The sequence below is a fragment of the Nonomuraea sp. NPDC049421 genome (genome assembly GCF_040677005.1).
Lineage (GTDB): Bacteria > Actinomycetota > Actinomycetes > Streptosporangiales > Streptosporangiaceae > Nonomuraea > Nonomuraea salmonea.
Genome location: NZ_JBFAQA010000007.1, coordinates 275,931 through 293,174 on the forward strand (window position 1 = coordinate 275,931; position 17,244 = coordinate 293,174).

Sequence of the window (17,244 nt, forward strand, 5' to 3'; positions counted from 1 at the left end):
GGGTGGTCAGGTCTCTCGTTCGGGGTGGTAGTCGTTCTCGGCGACGCCGAAGGTCCAGGCGACGCCCTGCCGGGCCCGCTCGGTCCACGGCGGGACGCGGAGGAAGTAGGTGCGGCGGGTGCCGTCGGGCTCGGGGGTGGCGTTGACCACCTCGACCATGGTCAGCGGCTCGTCGCCCTCCAGCTCGACCCGCCACAGCACGCCCGTCTCGTCGGAGTGGAGCGGCTCGGCGCCGGACTCGGCGAGGTAGCATTCGAGGCCGAAGTGCTCCAGCATGGCGCGGCGCAGCTCGGCGTTGGGTTCGGCGCGGATGCGCTCGGGGGTGAGCGCGGTCATCGCGGCGCCGAAGCCGGCCGGCACGGGCATGCCGTGCCAGGCGTGCAGGGCGAACCCGTCGGCGTACGCCAGGGCCGGGCCCTCGGCGCGGTGCAGCCGTCCGAGGTCGTCGAGGTGCAGCTCCACGGGACGCTCGGTGACGACGGCCACCCGTTCGTACGGCCACCACCATCCCGCCTGCTCGGCCACCCGCTTCAGCCCGTCGAGCCCGTCGAGCCCGTCGAGCCCGTCGAAGGCCGACAGCCAGGGCGCGTCGTGCTGCCCGAACACGGCGTCGAGCGTCACCTCGCGCAACACCGCCCCAAGCGCCCGCCCACCCTGGGCCTGGGCCGCGCCGTCCTGCTCGCCATGCCCGCCCAGCTCGCCGATCGCCCGGCGAATGTCGTTGATCAGGCGTTCGGCCTGCGGCCAGAGGCGGCCGCCCGTGTCGGCCCAGAGGGCTGCCCAGCCGGCCGGGCCGCACTCGGCGTAGACCTCCGCTCTGGCGCGCGCCCACGGCTGGGTGCGAAGGTCGTCGCGCACCGAACGTCCGGGACCGTCGGGCAGCAGGTCGGGCAGGCCCGGGATCGGAAAGGCCCCCGCAGGACTCTCCGGCCCCAGCCCCGCCGGGGTGCCGGGTTGAGCGCCGGCTCGACTCGACGGCCCCAGCCCCGCCGCGGTGAGGGCCGCGCGAGTCTGCGGGTCGCCTGTCAGCCAGGCGGCCGTGACCGCTCCCGCCGCCGGGGACGGCAGCACCAGGACCAGCTCGGGCTCGGCCAGCCCCGCCTCCCTGTACGCCTGACGCACCGCCGCCTCGGCCCCCTCGCCCGGCCCGGTGGCGAGCGCGACCTGCTCCCATGTCAGCGTGGCCATCAGTCGGCCACCACCCGGTAGGAGCCGGGCACGTATTCGCGCTGCCTGACCACGCGGTACCAGCCCTTGGGCAGCGAGATCGCCGCGTGCTCCTCGTGCTCGAGCCGCCCGCCGTCGGGCAGGTGCAGGAACCCGTGGGACAGCGTGCCAGGACCGGGGATGGCGTGCGCGTGCCCGGTCGCCTCGCCGTAGGCCAGCACCAGCCGCCCGCACGCGTCACGCGGCTCGGGACGCATCTTGGCGGGCGCGGACGCCTCCGGGACGGGCACGAGCAGGATGTCGCCCTGTCGGTACATCGACCAACCTCCATCGTTCGGGGGGATGATCGAAAACTAGCGGGCCCCACCGACAAAACCCGGTGCCCTTCAGGGCATCACGTAGGGGGTGGTGCTGGTGTGGCCGGCCGCGTTCGTGGCGGTGACCGGGATCCAGGGGGACGCGGGCTCGTAGGGCGCCCAGGCCGTCTCCAGGCGGGAGCGGGCGTACCACTCCTGCCGCACCGACGTCTCACCGAAGGTCAGCGTGCCGCCCCGCAGGTTGTAGCCCTCCACCTGCACGCCCGGCCGCCCGTTCATGGCCTTCCGGTACGCCGCCACGATGATCGGCTGCTGCCACCCGGCCGCGATGTCGTCGGCCAGCGAAGGCGTGTCGTGGCGGGCCTGGCAGGTGAAGAACGGGTCCCAGCCGTACGAGATGATCTTGGCGGGGTGCCGCCCGGCGGCCATGACCTGCTGGTCGAGCCGGGCCTTCGTGGTACGCCCGCGCAGCGGCAGCGGGTCCACCCGGCCGCACTCCCCCGCGACGGGCGTGGGCTCGAAGCCTTCCACGTTCACCCACAGCTCGACCCCGTCGGGCACCTCGCGGGCCGCCGCCTCCACGTAGGAGGCCGTGGACCCGTAGTACGCCTGCCCATTGCGCACCGCGCCGACCACGGGCACCAGCCGCGCGGCCACCGCGGCCTCGTCCTCGTGCGGGCCGTGCACCGGCACCTTGCCCGTGCCCCGCCCGTCCTGGACGGCGATCGCCATGGGCAGCCCGTGCCGGGTGCCCGCGATGTCCGCGATGCCCTCAGGCACCTGCGACGGCGGGAACCCGCGCCCGCGCCGCGCGTCGATGTACGGGCTGACGACGATCTTCTTGCCCGGCAGCGCGTCGGCGACGACGGCGTGCTGGGCGGCGTACAGGGAGATGATCGGATCGCGGTCGGACCGGGCCCGCGCGGCCAGCTCGAACGACTGGTACACCCCGCCGAACGCGGCCCCGAACCGCCCCCGGTAGTCGGCCAGCACCCGCGCGGTGAACGCGTTGAGCGCGGCGGTGTGGGCGAGGTCGGGCTCCCACGGCTTGCCCGCGCGCTGCGGCGCGGCGGGCAGCCCGGGAAAGACGGTCATCCCGTACGCGGCGGCCTCCCGCATCAGGTTGCCGAGCCCGTCGCCGTCGGTGGCGACCAGCACCAGGTCATGCGTGGGAGCGTTGCACGAGCCGGCCAGCGTCAGCCGGTAGAAGATCCGCCCGTCGCTCTCCACGCGCCGGTCGAGGCCGGGGCAGCGCAGCAGCCCTTCGCCGAACTCCTCGCTGGTGACGTACGTGTAGACGCGCCGCACCCCGGGCACCTCGGCGCACGGCCGCCCGTCCACCCGGCAGGCGGCGAAGTCGGGATCGGGCTGCCCGGCCGCGAACCTGGGCCCGAACGTGATCAGCGTGTCGCCCCCGATGGCGTGGATCGCCTCGACCATCCGCCGCGTGACGCACGGATCGGCGCGCGGCATCACCCAATAGCCGGTCACCGCATAGGGGGCGGACACCCGCAGGTCGCGCGGCGGGCACTCGTCGTCCTTACGCACCGGTTCGTCGGGCACGACCAGGCCGGCCACGAAGGCGGCCGCCACCACCAGCCACAGGATCCGGTGCACCCACACCCCTTCCACGCACCCTCCAGACTACGCAGCACCCCCCGCATGCGGGCGATCACCGGCGATCACGGAGAATGGCCCGCAAGGGGGTACACCACAGTGCGCATCGATCTCACAGGCAAAACCGCTCTCGTGACCGGTTCGACCCAGGGCATCGGGGCGGCCATCGCCACCGGGCTCGCGCGGGCCGGCGCCCGCGTGGGGATCAACGGCCGCGGCGAGGGCTCGGTGGCGGCGGCCATCGAACGGATGGACAACGAGCGCATCGACGCCGAGCGCGAAGCCGGCGAGCACCTGCGCTACGACCTGGTGGCCGCGCCGGGCGACGTCTCGACCGACGAGGGCTGCGAGCAGGTGCTGCGGATGCTGCCGCACGTCGACATCCTGGTCAACAACCTCGGCATCTTCGGCGCCAAGCCGCCGCTGGAGATCGAGGACGACGAGTGGCGGCGCTATTTCGAGGTGAACGTGCTGGCCGCGGTCCGGCTGACCCGGGCGTACCTGCCGGGCATGAGGGAGCGGGGCTGGGGCCGCATCCAGTACATCGCGAGCGACTCCGCCGTCGTCATCCCAGCCGAGATGATCCACTACGGCATGTCGAAGACGGCGCTGCTGGCCGTCTCCCGCGGTTTCGCCAAGGAGGCGGCGGGCAGCGGGGTCACGATCAACTCGGTGATCGCGGGGCCGACCCAAACCGGCGGCGTCGAAGACTTCGTCTACCAGCTCGTGGACCGCGACCTGCCGTGGGAGGAGGCGCAGCGCGAGTTCATGCGGCTGCACCGGCCGCAGTCGCTGCTCCAGCGCCTGATCGAGCCCGAGGAGATCGCGAACCTGGTCGTCTATCTCAGCTCGCCCTTCGCCTCGGCTACGACGGGGGCGGCCGTACGGGTGGACGGCGGCTACGTGGACTCGATCATTCCCTGACGATCTCAGTACGACTGCAGCTCGATGAGGTAGAAGGCGAGGCTCGTGTCGAAGTCGCGGACCAGGAGCCGGGGGTAGAGGTCGGCACGAGCAGCCGCCGCCACCGCCTCGCCCTCACTCCCGCCGGCCGCGACAGGTCAGCGGCGGTCGAGGCCGGACAGTTGCCAGGCGAGGCGGCGGCGGACCGCCGGGAGGTGGCCGGCCAGGGCGAGGACGGCGTTGCGCAGGGGACGGGCGGCGGCGCGGGCCGTGGCCAGCCGGGTGAGGCGGGAGGCCAGGGCGACCACCTTCTCCGCGACCGGGCGCCTGGCCGCCGCGTAGGCGTCGAGCCGTTCGTCCGGGGCGCCGTTCAGTACCTCAGAGAGCGCCTCGCCCACCTGGACGGCGTCTTCGATGCCCAGGTTCATGCCCTGCCCGCCGGCCGGTGAGTGCACGTGGGCGGCGTCGCCGGCGAGCAGGACGCGCCGGTCGCGGTAGGTGTCGGCGATGCGGTGGTGGACGCGGAAGCGGGAGCCCCAGACGACCTCCTCGACGACGGCGGGCGCGGACTCGGGCCCGCGCGTGTCGAGCAGTCGCTGCACGAACGCGACGTCGGGCTCGCGCGGCGCCTCGTCCACGGTGGCGACGATCCGGTACATGCCGTCGGGCAGCGGCGCGACGACCACCAGGCCGTCGGGCGAGAAGTACAGGATGACCTCGCCCTTGGGCACCCCGCCGTGCAGCCGCACGTCGGCGAGGACGAACGACTCGGCGTACGTGCCGCCGGCGAAGCCGATCCGGGCCTGCTCGCGGACGAGGCTGTGCATCCCGTCGGCGCCGACCAGGTAGGAGGCGCGCAGCGTGCGCCCGTCGCCGAGGGTGGCGGTGACGCCGGCGGCGTCCTGGGTGACGGCGGCGACGCGGGCCGGCCGCAGCACCCGCCCGCCCAGCTCCTCGAACCGGGCCAGCAGGTACGCCTCGGTGTCGGCCTGGGAGATCATCAGCGTGTACGGGTACCGCGTCGGCAGCCCCTCGAAGGGCACCGGCACCAGCACCCGGTCCCGGTCCCGGACGGTGAAGCGCGGCGTCGGCACCCCCCGCGTGACCAGGTCGCCGGTCACCCCGTACGGCTCCAGCAGCTCCAGCGTGCGCGGGTGCACGACGGCGGCGCGCGAGGTGTTCGCACCCTCGGCCTGCCCGTCCACGATGACGACGCGGTGCCCGCGCTGGGTGAGGACCAGAGCGGCGGTGAGCCCGACGGGGCCGGCGCCCACGACGATCACGTCCGTGGCATTCATGTCTCCTCCTCGAAACGAAGCCAACATCAGTTGGCCAACATCTGTAGACGCTACGCCGCCTCCCCCGCAAGCGTCAACACTTGTAGGCCAACACCTGTTGGCACTGACGAGAGCCGACCCACCGCGCCCTATGCCCACATGTCTCGAAATTTCCACTGCCGCCACCAATGACCAGCGCAGAAGTCGCCACCGCGATAGAACTTCCCGTTCACCATTCTCTGCACCTTGACAATGAGCAGAAAATCCGAGTAACACCAGCCTCACAAGCCACGACAACAACCTTTGCAGGCCCATTCAGATCATGTTAGAAGGGAGGGAAGCAGAGAGGACCGGGCACCGTGACGGTGATTCTCGACGGCGTCTCCGTGCGTTCGCGCGGCGAAGTCTGGCTGGCCGACGTCAACCTCGAATTATCCCCTGGAATGACCACCCTGATCGGCCCGATGACGGCGGGAAAGACGACGTTGATGCGGGTCGCCGCCGGTTTGCTGACCCCCGACGCGGGCCGCGTGCTGATCGACGACAAAGACGTCACACGAATGTCGGTGCGCAGACGATCGGTGGCCTTCGTCTACCAGCAATTCATCAATTACCCGTCGCTCACCGTCTACGAGAACATCGCCTCACCGCTCCGCCTCGACCCCCGTTTCCGCCGCGACGGCGTGGACCGCCGGGTGCGCGAGGTGGCCGAGCTGATGGGCATCGAGAACCTCTTGCAGCGCAGGCCCGCCGAACTGTCGGGCGGCCAGCAGCAGCGCACCGCCATCGCCCGCGCCCTGGCCCGCCCCGTCGATCTGCTGCTGCTCGACGAGCCGCTGGCCAACCTGGACTTCAAGCTGCGCGAGCAGTTGCGCGCCGACCTGAAGAGCATGTTCGCCGGCTCGCCCGGCGTCGTGCTCTACGCCACCGCCGACCCGGCCGAGGCGCTGACGTTCGCCGCGCCGACCGTGGTGCTCGGCGAGGGCAGGGTGCGGCACGTCGGCGACGTCGCCGACATGTACGCCCGCCCGCCCACGCTGGCCGTGGCCGCCACGCTCAGCGATCCGCCGCTCAACGTGCTGCCCGGCGTCGTCAGGGACGGCCGCGTCGAGGTCCTCGGCACCGCCGGTGAGCAGGGCGAGCAGGAGGTCGTGCTCGGCGTACGCCCCCACCAGGTGACGATCGGCCGGGGCCGGCCCGGCGCGCTGGAACTGCCCGCCGAGATCAGGCTGGCCGAGGTGACGGGCAGCGCGACGTTCCTGCACCTGCTCCTCCAGGGCGGCCGCCACCTGGTCGCCCACCTGCCGGGCACCCAGCGGTTCACGCCCGGCGAGACCACGCGCGCCTACGTCGATCCGGCCCACGTCCTCGTCTTCGACCAGGACGGCCGGTTGGCCGGCACGAGCGCGGCGGAGGTGGGCCGGCATGGCTGACATCCGGCTCGACGGCGTGGGCCACAGCTACGACGGCGGGAAGACCTGGGCGCTGAAGCCCATGACCTGGACGTGGCGTGACTCGCGCGCGTACGCGCTGCTCGGCCCGAGCGGCTGCGGCAAGACGACGCTGCTGAACATCATCTCCGGCCTCATCACCCCCACGGTGGGCCGCGTCTACTTCGACGACCGCGACGTCACCGGCGTGCCGACGGCGGGCCGCGACATCGCGCAGGTCTTCCAGTTCCCCGTCCTGTACGAGGAGATGTCGGTCTACGACAACCTGGCCTTCCCGCTGCGCAACCGCAAGGTGCCGAAGCAGGAGGTGGACCGGCGGGTCCGGCAGGTCTCCCAGTTGCTCGGCCTCGACCAGGTGCTGGGCCGCAGGTCGCGGCGGCTCGACCCGGGCCGCCAGCAGATCGTCAGCCTGGGCAGGGGCCTCGTCCGCGCCCAGGTGGCCGCGGTGCTGCTGGACGAGCCGCTGACGGTGGTGGACCCGGCGCTGAAGTGGACGCTGCGCAGCAAGCTGAAGGAGATCCACCGCGACACCGGCCACACGCTCATCTACGTCACCCACGACCAGACCGAGGCGCTGACGTTCGCCGACGAGGTGGTGGTGGTCAACGACGGCGAGATCGTGCAGGCCGGGGAGCCGGCGGAGCTGTTCCTGTCGCCGGCGCACGAGTTCGTCGGGCACTTCATCGGCTCGCCCGGCATGAACGTGGTGCCGGCCGAGATCGCCGGCGGCGTGGTCCGCGTGGACGGCGGCGACGTGGGCGCGGCGGACGACGGCCTGCCCCCGGGGCCGGTGCGGATCGGGGTGCGGCCGGAGTTCGTGGAGATCGGCGGGCCTGAGACGTCGCCGGGCGTGCCGGCCCGGGTGACCGGGGTGGACAGGATGGGCGCGTACGACCTGGTCCACACGGTGGTCGGCGAGCACCGCGTGATCGTCAAGACCGAGTCGGACGCGCCCTACCGGCCGGACGACGGCGTCCACCTGCGCTTCCCCGCCGAACGCACGTTCCTGTTCAGGGACCAGGTCAGGTGCGGCTCGCTCGCGCCCCTGCACGAGAGGGGCCTGGCGTGAGCGAGCAGGCGGCGGTCGAGCCGGCGGCGGCGGACGAGCCGCGCGTCACCCCCAAGCGCAGGGACAACCGGGCCTGGTGGCTGGTGCTGCCGGTGGTGGTGTCGGTGGCGTTCACGGCGGTGATCCCGCTGATGACCGTGGTCAACTTCTCCGTGCAGGACGTCTTCGGCCCGCACGACCGGGTGTTCGTCGGCCTGGAGTGGTTCCGGTCGATCGCGCGTGACCCGGAGGTGCACGGCGCGCTGCTGCGCACGCTGCTGTTCTCCGCGCAGGTGCTGCTGCTGGAGATCCCGCTCGGCGTGGCGCTCGCGGTGGTGATGCCGCGCAGGGGCGTCGGCGTGTCGGTGGCGCTGGTGCTGGTCGCGCTGCCGCTGCTCATCCCGTGGAACGTGGTGGGCACGATCTGGCAGATCTTCGCCCGCGGCGACATCGGGCTGGGCGGCTGGGCGGTCAACAACGTGCTCGGCGTCAACTTCAACTACACGCTCGACTCGACCGACGCCTGGATCACGGTGCTGGTCATGGACGTGTGGCACTGGACGCCGCTGGTGGCGCTGCTGGCGTACGCGGGGCTGCGCTCGATCCCCGAGCCGTACTTCCAGGCCGCGCAGATCGACGCGGCCTCGGCGTGGGCCACGTTCCGGCACATCCAGCTCCCCCGGCTGCGCGGGGTGCTGACGATCGCGATCCTGCTCAGGTTCATGGACAGCTTCATGATCTACACCGAGCCGTTCGTGGTGACCGGCGGCGGGCCGGGGAACGCGACGTCGTTCCTCAGCATCCTGCTGTCGAAGATCGCGGTCGGCCAGTTCGACCTCGGCCCTGCGGGCGCGTTCTCGCTGCTCTATTTCCTCATCGTGCAGGTCTTCTGTTACGTCTTCTTCACCGTGCTCACCAGGTCGGGAAGGTGAGGTGGATGGCGCGGACCACCGGCCGGCGGCTCCCCTGGGCGCGCACGGTCTTCTGGCTGTACGTGGCCACGCTCATGCTGCCGCTGCTGTGGATGTTCGGCATGTCGATCAGGCCCAACGAGGACATCCTCGGCAGTTTCTCGCTCATTCCGCAGCGGGTGACGTTCGACAATTACGCCGCCTTCTTCGGCGACCCGGCGTGGTATTCGAGCTACCTCAACTCGATCATCTACACCTCGCTGAACGCGGTGATGTCGCTGCTGGTGGCGCTGCCCGCGGCGTACGCGTTCTCACGGTTCCGCTTCGCCGGCGACAAGCATCTGTTCTTCTGGCTGCTGACCAATCGCATGGCGCCGCCGGCGGTTTTCCTGCTGCCGTTCTTCCAGATCTACCAGAGCGTCGGCCTGTTCGACACGCATCTCGGCGTGGCCATCGCGCACATGCTGTTCAACGTCCCGCTGGCGGTGTGGATCCTGGAGGGATTCATGTCCGGAATTCCACGGGAAATAGACGAGACCGCGGCCGTCGACGGTTATTCGCTGCCGCGTTTCTTCATCAGGATCTTCCTGCCGATGATCCGCTCGGCGATCGGCGTCACGCTGTTCTTCTGCTTCATGTTCAGCTGGGTCGAGCTGCTGATCGCGCGGACGATCACCTCGGTCGACGCCAAGCCCATCGCGGCGACGATGACCCGCACGGTGAGCGCGGCCGGCGTGGACTGGGCGCTGCTGGCCACGGCCGGCGTGCTCACCATCGTGCCTGGCGCGGTCGTCATCTGGTTCGTGCGCAACTACATCGCCAAGGGTTTCGCGCTGGGGAGGGTCTAGATGCTCGAGTGGATGGTCTGGACCGTCCCGACCGCCCTGGTGTTCGCCGGGCTGGCCCTGCTGCTGGTCGTCATGGCGGTGTGGGCGCGCATCTCGCCGCCCGTCGCGAGGCGGGGGTTCCTGCGCATCGAGACCGATCGCGGTGACCGGCTCTACATCGGCCTGATCAGCGCCGCCGTCGTGCTGGCCGGCTGGATCGCGATCACCGACCTGTCCATGTGGCTCGCGCTCGGCTGCGCGGTGCTGGTGGCGGTCGTGATCGGCATATGGGGATGACAGAGAAGGAGCCGAACGATGAGGCATCGGGCAGGCAGGTCGGCGATCGCAGGTCTCACCGCGATGGTGGTGATGGCGGCCGGCTGCACGCAGGGCGCCGAGCGGCCGGCCTCCGACTACACGGAGGCCGGCGGTAAGGCGGCGGCCGAGCGGTGGGTGTCGCAGGAGTTCACCCCCAGCACGCTGAGCAAGGAGCAGCAGCTCGCGGAGATGGACTGGTTCATCAAGGCCGCGGCGCCGTACCGGGGGATGCAGATCAACGTGGTCTCCGAGACGATCACCACCCATGAGTACGAGTCGCGCCAGCTCGCCAAGGCGTTCACCGAGATCACCGGCATCCGGATCAAGCACGACCTGATCCAGGAGGGCGACGTCGTCGAGAAGCTGCAGACCCAGATCCAGGGCGACCAGAACATCTACGACGCCTACGTCAACGACTCCGACCTGATCGGCACCCACTCGCGCGGCGACTACGTGGTGCCGCTGTCGGACTACATGGCCGGCGAGGGCAGGACCGTCACCTCCCCCACGCTCGACCTCGACGACTTCATCGGCATCAGCTTCACGACCGGCCCGGACAAGAAGATCTACCAGCTGCCCGACCAGCAGTTCGCCAACCTCTACTGGTTCCGCTACGACTGGTTCACCGACCCGGCGATCAAGAAGCAGTTCAAGGACGCCTACGGCTACGACCTGGGCGTCCCGGTCAACTGGGCGGCCTACGAGGACATCGCCGAGTTCTTCACCACCAAGGTCAACGGCGACGGCACGATCGACGGCCAGAAGGTCTACGGCCACATGGACTACGGCCGCAAGGACCCGTCGCTGGGCTGGCGCTTCACCGACGCGTGGCTGTCGATGGCGGGCAACGGCGACCCCGGCATCCCCAACGGCCTGCCGGTGGACGACTGGGGCATCCGGGTGGAGAACTGCCGCCCGGTCGGCTCGTCGGTCACCCGGGGCGGCGACACCAACGGCCCTGCCGCCGTCTACGCGCTCACCAAGTACGTGGACTGGCTGAAGAAGTACGCGCCGCGCGAGGCGGCCGGCATGAACTTCAGCGAGGCGGGCCCGGTGCCGGCCCAGGGCAACGTCGCCCAGCAGATCTTCTGGTACACCTCGTTCACCGCCGACATGACCAAGCCCGGCCTGCCGGTGGTCAACGAGGACGGCACGCCGAAGTGGCGCATCGCGCCGAGCCCGCACGGGGCGTACTGGAAGGACGGCCACAAGCTGGGCTACCAGGACGCCGGCTCCTGGACGCTGCTCAAGAGCACCCCGCAGGACCGCCGCGCCGCGGCCTGGCTGTACGCGCAGTTCGTCACCTCGAAGACGGTGTCACTGAAGAAGTCGATCGTCGGGCTGACGTTCATCCGCGAGTCGGACATCAAGAGCGACTACTTCGCCGACAACGCCGACAAGTACGGCGGCCTGATCGAGTTCTACGGCTCACCGGCCCGCGTGCAGTGGACGCCCACCGGCACGAACGTGCCCGACTACCCGAAGCTGGCGCAGCTGTGGTGGCAGAACGTGGCGACGGCGGTGACCGGCGAGACCACGCCGCAGCAGTCGATGGACAACCTGGCCAAGCAGCAGGACGACATCATGGCCCGGCTTGAGCGGCTCTCACGCGAACGGGAGGGCTACGGCGGCCAGTGCGCGCCCAAGCTGAACCCGGAGCAGCCGGCCCAGTACTGGTTCGACCAGCCGGGCGCGCCCGCGCCGAAGCTGGCCGACGAGCGGGGCAAGCCGGAGACCGTGGACTACGACAAGCTCATCGCGACGTGGAAGCAGGGGAACTAGCGAGGTTGGCGGTCAGCCAGTCGAAGGCCCGCTCCTGCATGGGCACGTCGAAGCTGTGCGGCACGTCGGCGAAGACGGCCTCGTACGCGCCGGGCGCGTCGCGGTAGCGCTCGGCGATGATGGCGTGCGCCCGCCTGATGCCCTGCTCGGGGAAGAGGCTGTCGCGCATGGCGTACTGGACCATGAGCGGCGCGGGCGCGCGGGCGGCCACCAGGTCGGGGTAGTCGCCGAGGCGCGGCAGGCCGGGCGGCCACAACATCCAGGTGTGCTTCTCGACGTGCCCGCCGAGCATGTCGCGGAAGGAGGCGGCCATCGCGGCGACCACGACCGCGCGCAGTTCCGGGTCGAACGCGCCGAGCAGCGCGGCCCGCAGCCCGCCGCCGGACAGGCCGGCGCAGCCGACCTCGGTCACGTCGGGGCGCGAGCGCAGGTAGGCGGCCGCCGCGAGGTCCTCGCCCGCGACGACGCCGGTGAACGAGGTGCCGAGCGCGGCGCAGTGCTTGGCCACCACGTGCTCGTGGTCGCGGGCGGCGAGGTCGTAGCGGTCGGCCTCGCTCAGCCCGTCCGCCTCGGGGAGCTCCAGCGGGAAGCGGCGGCTGCCCCACACGAACACGTCGTGGGCCAGCACCGCGAAGCCGCGCCTGGCCAGCTCGTCGGCGAAGGCCCGGCCGCCGTAGAGCTCGTCGCGCAGGCGGCGTACCTCGGGAGCCGGTTCCCCGGGGCCGTCGGAGATCTTGTCCTTGCCCGCCCACTTCATGCCGGCGTGGCAGTGCAGCGCCACGACCCCGGGCAGCGGGCCTTCCACGTCACGCGGGCGCAGCAGGTACGCCCGCGTGCGCGGGCCGAAGCCCACCGACCAGGACAGCTCCTCGCCGTACAGGTCGCCCGAGTTCCAGGTGCGCTCGACGCGGACGTCGTCCGCCGTGAGGTCGAGCACGCCGATGGCGTCACGGGCCGCCGCGCGCAGCTCGGGCCCCGGCAAGGCCGGGTAGAGCCCGCGCTGCGCGGCGGCGATGGGCGCCAGCTCAGAGAACACGGGATGCCTCGCTGAAGCGAGCCGGCTCAGAGGACACGGGTCCCCTCGTCCCCGAGGAGGACCGGGGCGCCGGTCCTGGCGGAGACGTTGGCGGCGTGGCCGGTCAGCACGCTGCGGATGCCGTCGCGGTAGTCGGCCTGCCGGGCCAGCGGGTCGTCGCCCGGCCCGCGGAAGACGTCGTTGAGCAGCAGGCGGTCGCCGCCGCCGTGGCCGCCCGCGCCGTTCTCGATCGGGATCTCCTCCGGCGGCGCCCAGTGGGGGCGCAGCAGCAGCCGCTCGGACGAGCCGGTGGCGTGCTCCTTGGAGGCGGCGCTCGGGTCGATCGCGGCGTGCACGGGCGTCCACTCGCGCTCCACCACGTCCAGCTCCAGCCGGCCCGCCGTGCCGTTGAAGGCCACCCGGTAGCCCTCCCACGGCGCGTGGGCGTGCAGCGAGTACGTCATGACGGCCCGGTTGGTGTAGCGGACCATGACCGACATGTTGTCGTCGATCGTGATGCCCTCGCCGAAGACGTCCTGGTCGCGCAGGTAGCCGTCCTCGTGCTCGGCGTCGAGGTAGAGCCGCTTGAGCCGCTCGTCGGCGGAGATGTCGAGCAGGAACGGGTCGCTGCCCAGCCCGGGGGCGCCGTGGGCGCGCTCGGGCCGCTCGCCGAGCCCGCGCTTCCCGGCGTTCTCGGCGCCGTAGAAGCGCAGCCCGGTCTGCGCGAAGACCATCTCGGGCGCCGCGCCCAGCCACCAGTTGACCAGGTCGAAGTGGTGGGTGGACTTGTGCACCAGCAGGCCGCCCGAGTTGACCCTGTCGCGGTGCCAGCGGCGGAAGTAGTCGGCGCCGTGGATGGTGTCCAGCGTCCACTCGAAGTGCACCGAGGTGACCTCGCCGATCGCGCCCCGCTGCAGCAGGCGGCGCACCGCGGAGTTGCGCGGCGAGTAGCGGTAGTTGAAGGTCACGATCAGCTTGCCGCTGCTGCGCTCGGCGGCCGCGGCGATGGCCGCGCAGCCGTCGGCGTCGATGGTGAGCGGCTTCTCCACGATGACGTCACGTCCCGCGTCGAGCGCCGCGCACACGTACGTCGCGTGCGCGGCGTCGACGGTGGTGACGATGATCGCGTCGGCGAGCTCGAGCACCTTGCCGAACTCTTCGGGGGCGAAGCACGGCACCTGCCGGCCGATCCGCTCGGCGTAGTAGTCCATGCGGGTCCGGTTGGTGTCGCACAGGGCGACGATGGTGCCGGCGTCGCGCCACTCCCCGAGCAGCGCGTCGACGTACATCTGCGCGCGGTGCCCGAGCCCGACGAACGCGTACTTCATGACTCTCCTTAACCGGCGATGGAGGCGTTGGCCTCCGTGATGAACTTCTGCGCGGCGTCATCGGGGGTCATGCGGCCGAACATGACCTCCTCCGAGTAGCGCGTCAGGATGTCCTCCATGGCGCTCGCGCCCTTCGGCGGAGCGGCGGGCGGGTCGGTCAGCTCGCCCTTGGCCTCGTCGAGGAAGGCCAGCGTCTTCTTGTCGGCGTCGGGCAGCTTGTCCCTGACCGCCGCCAGCACCTTCGAGCTGGCCGGCAGGCCGCGGTCGCTGAGGATGATCGCGCCCGCCTCGGGGTCGTTGACCATGAAGTCGATGAACTTGGCGGCCTCGGCGGCGTGCTCGGACTTGGAGGAGGCGGCGTAGAACATGGCGGGCTGCAGGAACATGCCGCCGGTCGTCGCGCCCTCCAGCTTCGGCATCCGCAGCAGCTCCAGCTCCTGGCCGGACGCCTTCGCCGCCGCGCCGAGCTGGTTGCTCCACCACATGCCCATCGCGCCGGTGTTGGTGCCGAGCAGCGACTGGTCGATGCTGGTGGCGCCGATCTCGGAGCTCTTGGCCGCCTCGGGCGCGCCCTTCGTGGAGATCAGGTCCTGCATGATCTTCCACCAGTCCTTGATGGTCTGAGGCGACAGGCCGAGCTTGTTGCCCTGGTAGAAGGGCTCACCCTTCTGCGCGGCGTAGATCTGCAGGTACGCGGGGTTCCAGCTCAGCTGCGTACCGGTGAGCTTGCCGCCGCTGCCCGAGGTGATCTTGGCCGACAGCTCGACGTAGTCCTGCCACGTCCACTTGGTGTCGTCCGGCATCTCGGCCTTGGCCTCCTTGACCAGGCCGGGGTTGACCAGCAGGGAGAAGGCGTTCACACCGGTGGGGATGGCGAACTGCTTGCCGTCGATCGCGCCGGTGGCCAGCACCTTGCCGTCGATGTCGGCGGTGTTGACCTTGCTGGCCAGGTCGGCGAGCGTGCCGCGGTCGGCGTACTCGCGCAGGCCGCGGATCTCCAGGCTGATGACGTCGGGGGCGTCGCTGCCGGCGACCTTGGTGGACAGCGTCTCGTAGTAGGAGGCCCAGTCGGAGAACTCGCCCTCGACGTCGATGTTCGGGTTCTTGGCCTCGAACTTCTTGATCGCCTCTTCGGTCATCTTCTGCCGCGCGTCACTGCCCCAGTAGGAGAAGCGCAGCTTGACCTTGCCATCGGCGGCCTCTTCGCCGCTTCCGCTGCCGCAGGCCGCGGTGACCGCCAGCACAGCTGTGGCGAGCAGCGCCGCCGACCACATCTTCTTGCCAGAGCTCACGGCTCTACCTCCTATGGGTGTTCGCTGTTGGGGGGTGGAGGAACTACTTCAGTCCCGTGGTGGCGACACCACGGATCAGGTATTTCTGGCCCGCCAGGAAGAACCCGAAGATAGGACCGAGGGCGATGATCGACATGGCGAACATCGGGCCCCACGACGAGTCGCTACTGGCGTCCAGGAACGTGCGCAACGCTACCGGTACGGTGAAGTTGTCGGGGTTGTTGAGATACAAGAGTTGACTGAGGAAATCGTTCCATGTCCAGATGAAGGTGAAGATCGCCGTAGTGGCCAGCGCGGGCATGCAGAGCGGCATGACGACCCTGATGAAGATGCGCCAATAGCCGGCCCCGTCGATCTCCGCCGCCTCGTCCAGTTCCCTCGGCAGGGTGCGGATGAACTGCACCATCAGGAAGATGAAGAACGCGTCGGTGGCCAGCACCTTCGGCATGATCAGTGGCCAGATCGTGTTGATCATGTCGAGCTTCGAGAACATGATGTACTGCGGCACGATCGTCACGTGCGCCGGCAGCATGATCGTGCCCAGCATGAGCGCGAACCAGAGCTTCTTCAGCGGGAAGTTCAGCCGGGCGAAGGCGTAGGCGGCCAGCGAGCAGGCCACGAGGTTCGCCACCACCGACAGCACGGTGACCACCGCGGAGTTCCACAGGTAATAGCCGAAGGGGTGCTTGAGCGCGTACCAGCCCTCGGTGTAGTTCTCCAGCGTGACCGTGCTCGGCCACAGGCCGGGCTCCCGGAAGATCAGCTCCTCCGGCTTGAGCGAGCTGGAGATCATCCAGAACAGCGGATAGAGCATGATCAGGCCGAAGCCGATCAGCAGGATGTGCTTGACGACCGGCCCGCCGCGGAAGGGGCGGAACAGGACCGGGGTCGGCCTACTTGGTGTCGCCATAGAAGACCCAATACTTGGAAGCGAGGAAGTTCACCCCGGTCAGCCCGGCGATGATCAGCAGCAGGACCCAGGCCATCGCGGCGGCGTAGCCCATGTCGTAGTTCTTGAAGCCGTTGAGGTAGAGGTAGAGCGTGTAGAACAGGGTGGAGTCGGCGGGGCCGCCCCTGCCGCCGCTGACGATGAACGCCTGCGTGAACGACTGGAACGACTTGATGAGCTCCAGCACCAGGTTGAAGAAGATGATGGGCGTCAGCAGCGGCACCGTGATCGACTTGAACTGGCGCAGCGGCCCGGCGCCGTCCACGGCGGCGGCCTCGTAGTAGCTGCTCGGGATCTGCCGCAGACCGGCCAGGAAGATGATCATCGGGGCGCCGAAGGTCCACACGTGCAGGAGGATCAGCGTCGACAGCGCCGTGTCCGGGTCGCCCACCCAGCCGGGGCCCTCGATGCCGAAGATCGCGAGCACCGCGTTCACCAGGCCGTCGGCGCCGAACACCTTGCGCCACAGGATCGCGATCGCGACGCTGCCGCCGAGCAGCGAGGGCAGGTAGAAGATCGAGCGGTAGATCGACAGGCCGCGCAGGCCGCGGTCGAGCACGAGGGCCAGCGCGAGGGCGAAGGCCAGTTGCAGCGGGACCGAGACGACCACGTAGATGGTGGTCACCTTCAGCGAGTTCAGGAACCTCGGGTCCTGCGTGAACATCTTGACGTAGTTGTCGAACCCGACCCACTTGGCCTCTTCGAGGAGGTTGTAGTCGGTGAACGACAGGTACAGGGAGGCGAGGATCGGGCCGACCGTGATGACGAGCAGGCCGGCGAACCAGGGGGCCAGGAAGAGGTAGGCGGCCCGTGCCTCCCGACGGGACCGTTTCGTGGAGCGGTGTCCACCGCGAGGGGCGTCAGGCGCCGCCCGCCGGGGTTTCACCGCCACCGAAACTTCAGTCATCACGGACCTTCCGGCGAGTAGTGAACGGATAGCGCTTTCCTATAGCTGCTGGGAAAGTTACGTCAACCCTTTGCAGGCGTTACATAGCCGTTACCGATATATCTTTCCGGCGTTTCCCCAGGTAGCATGCTCTTC

Annotated in this window: 16 protein-coding genes; 7 read left to right on the forward strand and 9 right to left on the reverse strand. The window is 70.1% G+C overall.

Going from position 1 to position 17,244, the window contains the following annotated elements; all coding sequences use genetic code 11:
• Nucleotides 1–6 precede the first annotated feature (6 nt).
• The 3 genes from AB0K18_RS15190 to AB0K18_RS15200 all read right to left on the reverse strand — a co-directional run bounded on the left by AB0K18_RS15190 (nt 7) and on the right by AB0K18_RS15200 (nt 3,116).
• The gene (locus AB0K18_RS15190; protein ID WP_364914598.1) at nt 7–1,188 is read right to left on the reverse strand and encodes a DUF6745 domain-containing protein; all 1,182 of its coding nucleotides are present in this window, start codon (nt 1,186–1,188) and stop codon (nt 7–9) included.
• Nucleotides 1,188–1,484: a hypothetical protein gene (locus AB0K18_RS15195; RefSeq protein WP_364914599.1), complete on the reverse strand. Its 297-nt coding sequence runs from the start codon at nt 1,482–1,484 to the stop codon at nt 1,188–1,190. Before AB0K18_RS15195 ends, AB0K18_RS15190 begins: the two co-directional genes overlap by 1 nt.
• A gap of 69 nt (nt 1,485–1,553) precedes the next feature.
• Nucleotides 1,554–3,116, reverse strand: a complete 1,563-nt coding sequence (locus tag AB0K18_RS15200; protein WP_364914600.1) for a hypothetical protein — start codon at nt 3,114–3,116, stop codon at nt 1,554–1,556.
• Between the two features lie 84 nt (nt 3,117–3,200).
• Between AB0K18_RS15200 and AB0K18_RS15205 the strand changes: the two genes are divergently transcribed.
• Nucleotides 3,201–4,025: an SDR family oxidoreductase gene (locus tag AB0K18_RS15205; protein ID WP_364914601.1), complete on the forward strand. Its 825-nt coding sequence runs from the start codon at nt 3,201–3,203 to the stop codon at nt 4,023–4,025.
• Between the two features lie 137 nt (nt 4,026–4,162).
• On the opposite strand, the gene AB0K18_RS15210 is transcribed toward AB0K18_RS15205, so the two are convergent.
• Nucleotides 4,163–5,302: an FAD-dependent oxidoreductase gene (locus tag AB0K18_RS15210; protein ID WP_364914602.1), complete on the reverse strand. Its 1,140-nt coding sequence runs from the start codon at nt 5,300–5,302 to the stop codon at nt 4,163–4,165.
• Nucleotides 5,303–5,640: 338 nt separating this feature from the next.
• Here AB0K18_RS15210 and AB0K18_RS15215 point away from each other — a divergent pair, with 338 nt between their 5' ends.
• Genes AB0K18_RS15215 through AB0K18_RS15240 form a run of 6 tightly spaced genes read left to right on the forward strand, consistent with a single transcriptional unit; the run spans nt 5,641 to nt 11,618 of the window.
• Complete coding sequence (locus AB0K18_RS15215) at nt 5,641–6,714, forward strand: ABC transporter ATP-binding protein (RefSeq protein WP_364914603.1); 1,074 nt, start codon at nt 5,641–5,643, stop codon at nt 6,712–6,714.
• Nucleotides 6,707–7,801 (forward strand): ABC transporter ATP-binding protein, encoded by a 1,095-nt coding sequence (locus tag AB0K18_RS15220; protein WP_364914604.1) that lies wholly within the window; start codon nt 6,707–6,709, stop codon nt 7,799–7,801. Before AB0K18_RS15215 ends, AB0K18_RS15220 begins: the two co-directional genes overlap by 8 nt.
• Nucleotides 7,798–8,712: a sugar ABC transporter permease gene (locus AB0K18_RS15225; RefSeq protein ID WP_364914605.1), complete on the forward strand. Its 915-nt coding sequence runs from the start codon at nt 7,798–7,800 to the stop codon at nt 8,710–8,712. Before AB0K18_RS15220 ends, AB0K18_RS15225 begins: the two co-directional genes overlap by 4 nt.
• Nucleotides 8,713–8,717: 5 nt before the next feature.
• The gene (locus AB0K18_RS15230; protein ID WP_364914606.1) at nt 8,718–9,539 is read left to right on the forward strand and encodes a carbohydrate ABC transporter permease; all 822 of its coding nucleotides are present in this window, start codon (nt 8,718–8,720) and stop codon (nt 9,537–9,539) included.
• Complete coding sequence (locus AB0K18_RS15235) at nt 9,540–9,815, forward strand: DUF2160 family membrane protein (protein ID WP_345397202.1); 276 nt, start codon at nt 9,540–9,542, stop codon at nt 9,813–9,815.
• 18 nt (nt 9,816–9,833) lie between these two features.
• Nucleotides 9,834–11,618: an ABC transporter substrate-binding protein gene (locus AB0K18_RS15240; protein WP_364914607.1), complete on the forward strand. Its 1,785-nt coding sequence runs from the start codon at nt 9,834–9,836 to the stop codon at nt 11,616–11,618.
• On the opposite strand, the gene AB0K18_RS15245 is transcribed toward AB0K18_RS15240, so the two are convergent.
• From AB0K18_RS15245 to AB0K18_RS15265, 5 genes are read right to left on the reverse strand one after another with little or no spacing between them, the layout of a single operon-like run.
• Nucleotides 11,590–12,654: a hypothetical protein gene (locus AB0K18_RS15245; protein WP_364914608.1), complete on the reverse strand. Its 1,065-nt coding sequence runs from the start codon at nt 12,652–12,654 to the stop codon at nt 11,590–11,592. The genes AB0K18_RS15240 and AB0K18_RS15245 overlap by 29 nt on opposite strands.
• A 26-nt stretch (nt 12,655–12,680) precedes the next feature.
• A complete protein-coding gene (locus AB0K18_RS15250; RefSeq protein WP_364914609.1) occupies nt 12,681–13,961 on the reverse strand; it encodes a Gfo/Idh/MocA family oxidoreductase in 1,281 nt (426 codons plus the stop codon).
• A gap of 8 nt (nt 13,962–13,969) precedes the next feature.
• Complete coding sequence (locus AB0K18_RS15255) at nt 13,970–15,253, reverse strand: extracellular solute-binding protein (RefSeq protein WP_364914610.1); 1,284 nt, start codon at nt 15,251–15,253, stop codon at nt 13,970–13,972.
• 43 nt (nt 15,254–15,296) lie between these two features.
• Nucleotides 15,297–16,163, reverse strand: a complete 867-nt coding sequence (locus tag AB0K18_RS15260; protein WP_345397181.1) for a carbohydrate ABC transporter permease — start codon at nt 16,161–16,163, stop codon at nt 15,297–15,299.
• On the reverse strand, nt 16,147–17,109 hold the full coding sequence (locus AB0K18_RS15265) for a sugar ABC transporter permease (protein ID WP_364914611.1): 963 nt from the start codon (nt 17,107–17,109) through the stop codon (nt 16,147–16,149). Before AB0K18_RS15265 ends, AB0K18_RS15260 begins: the two co-directional genes overlap by 17 nt.
• Nucleotides 17,110–17,244 lie beyond the last annotated feature (135 nt).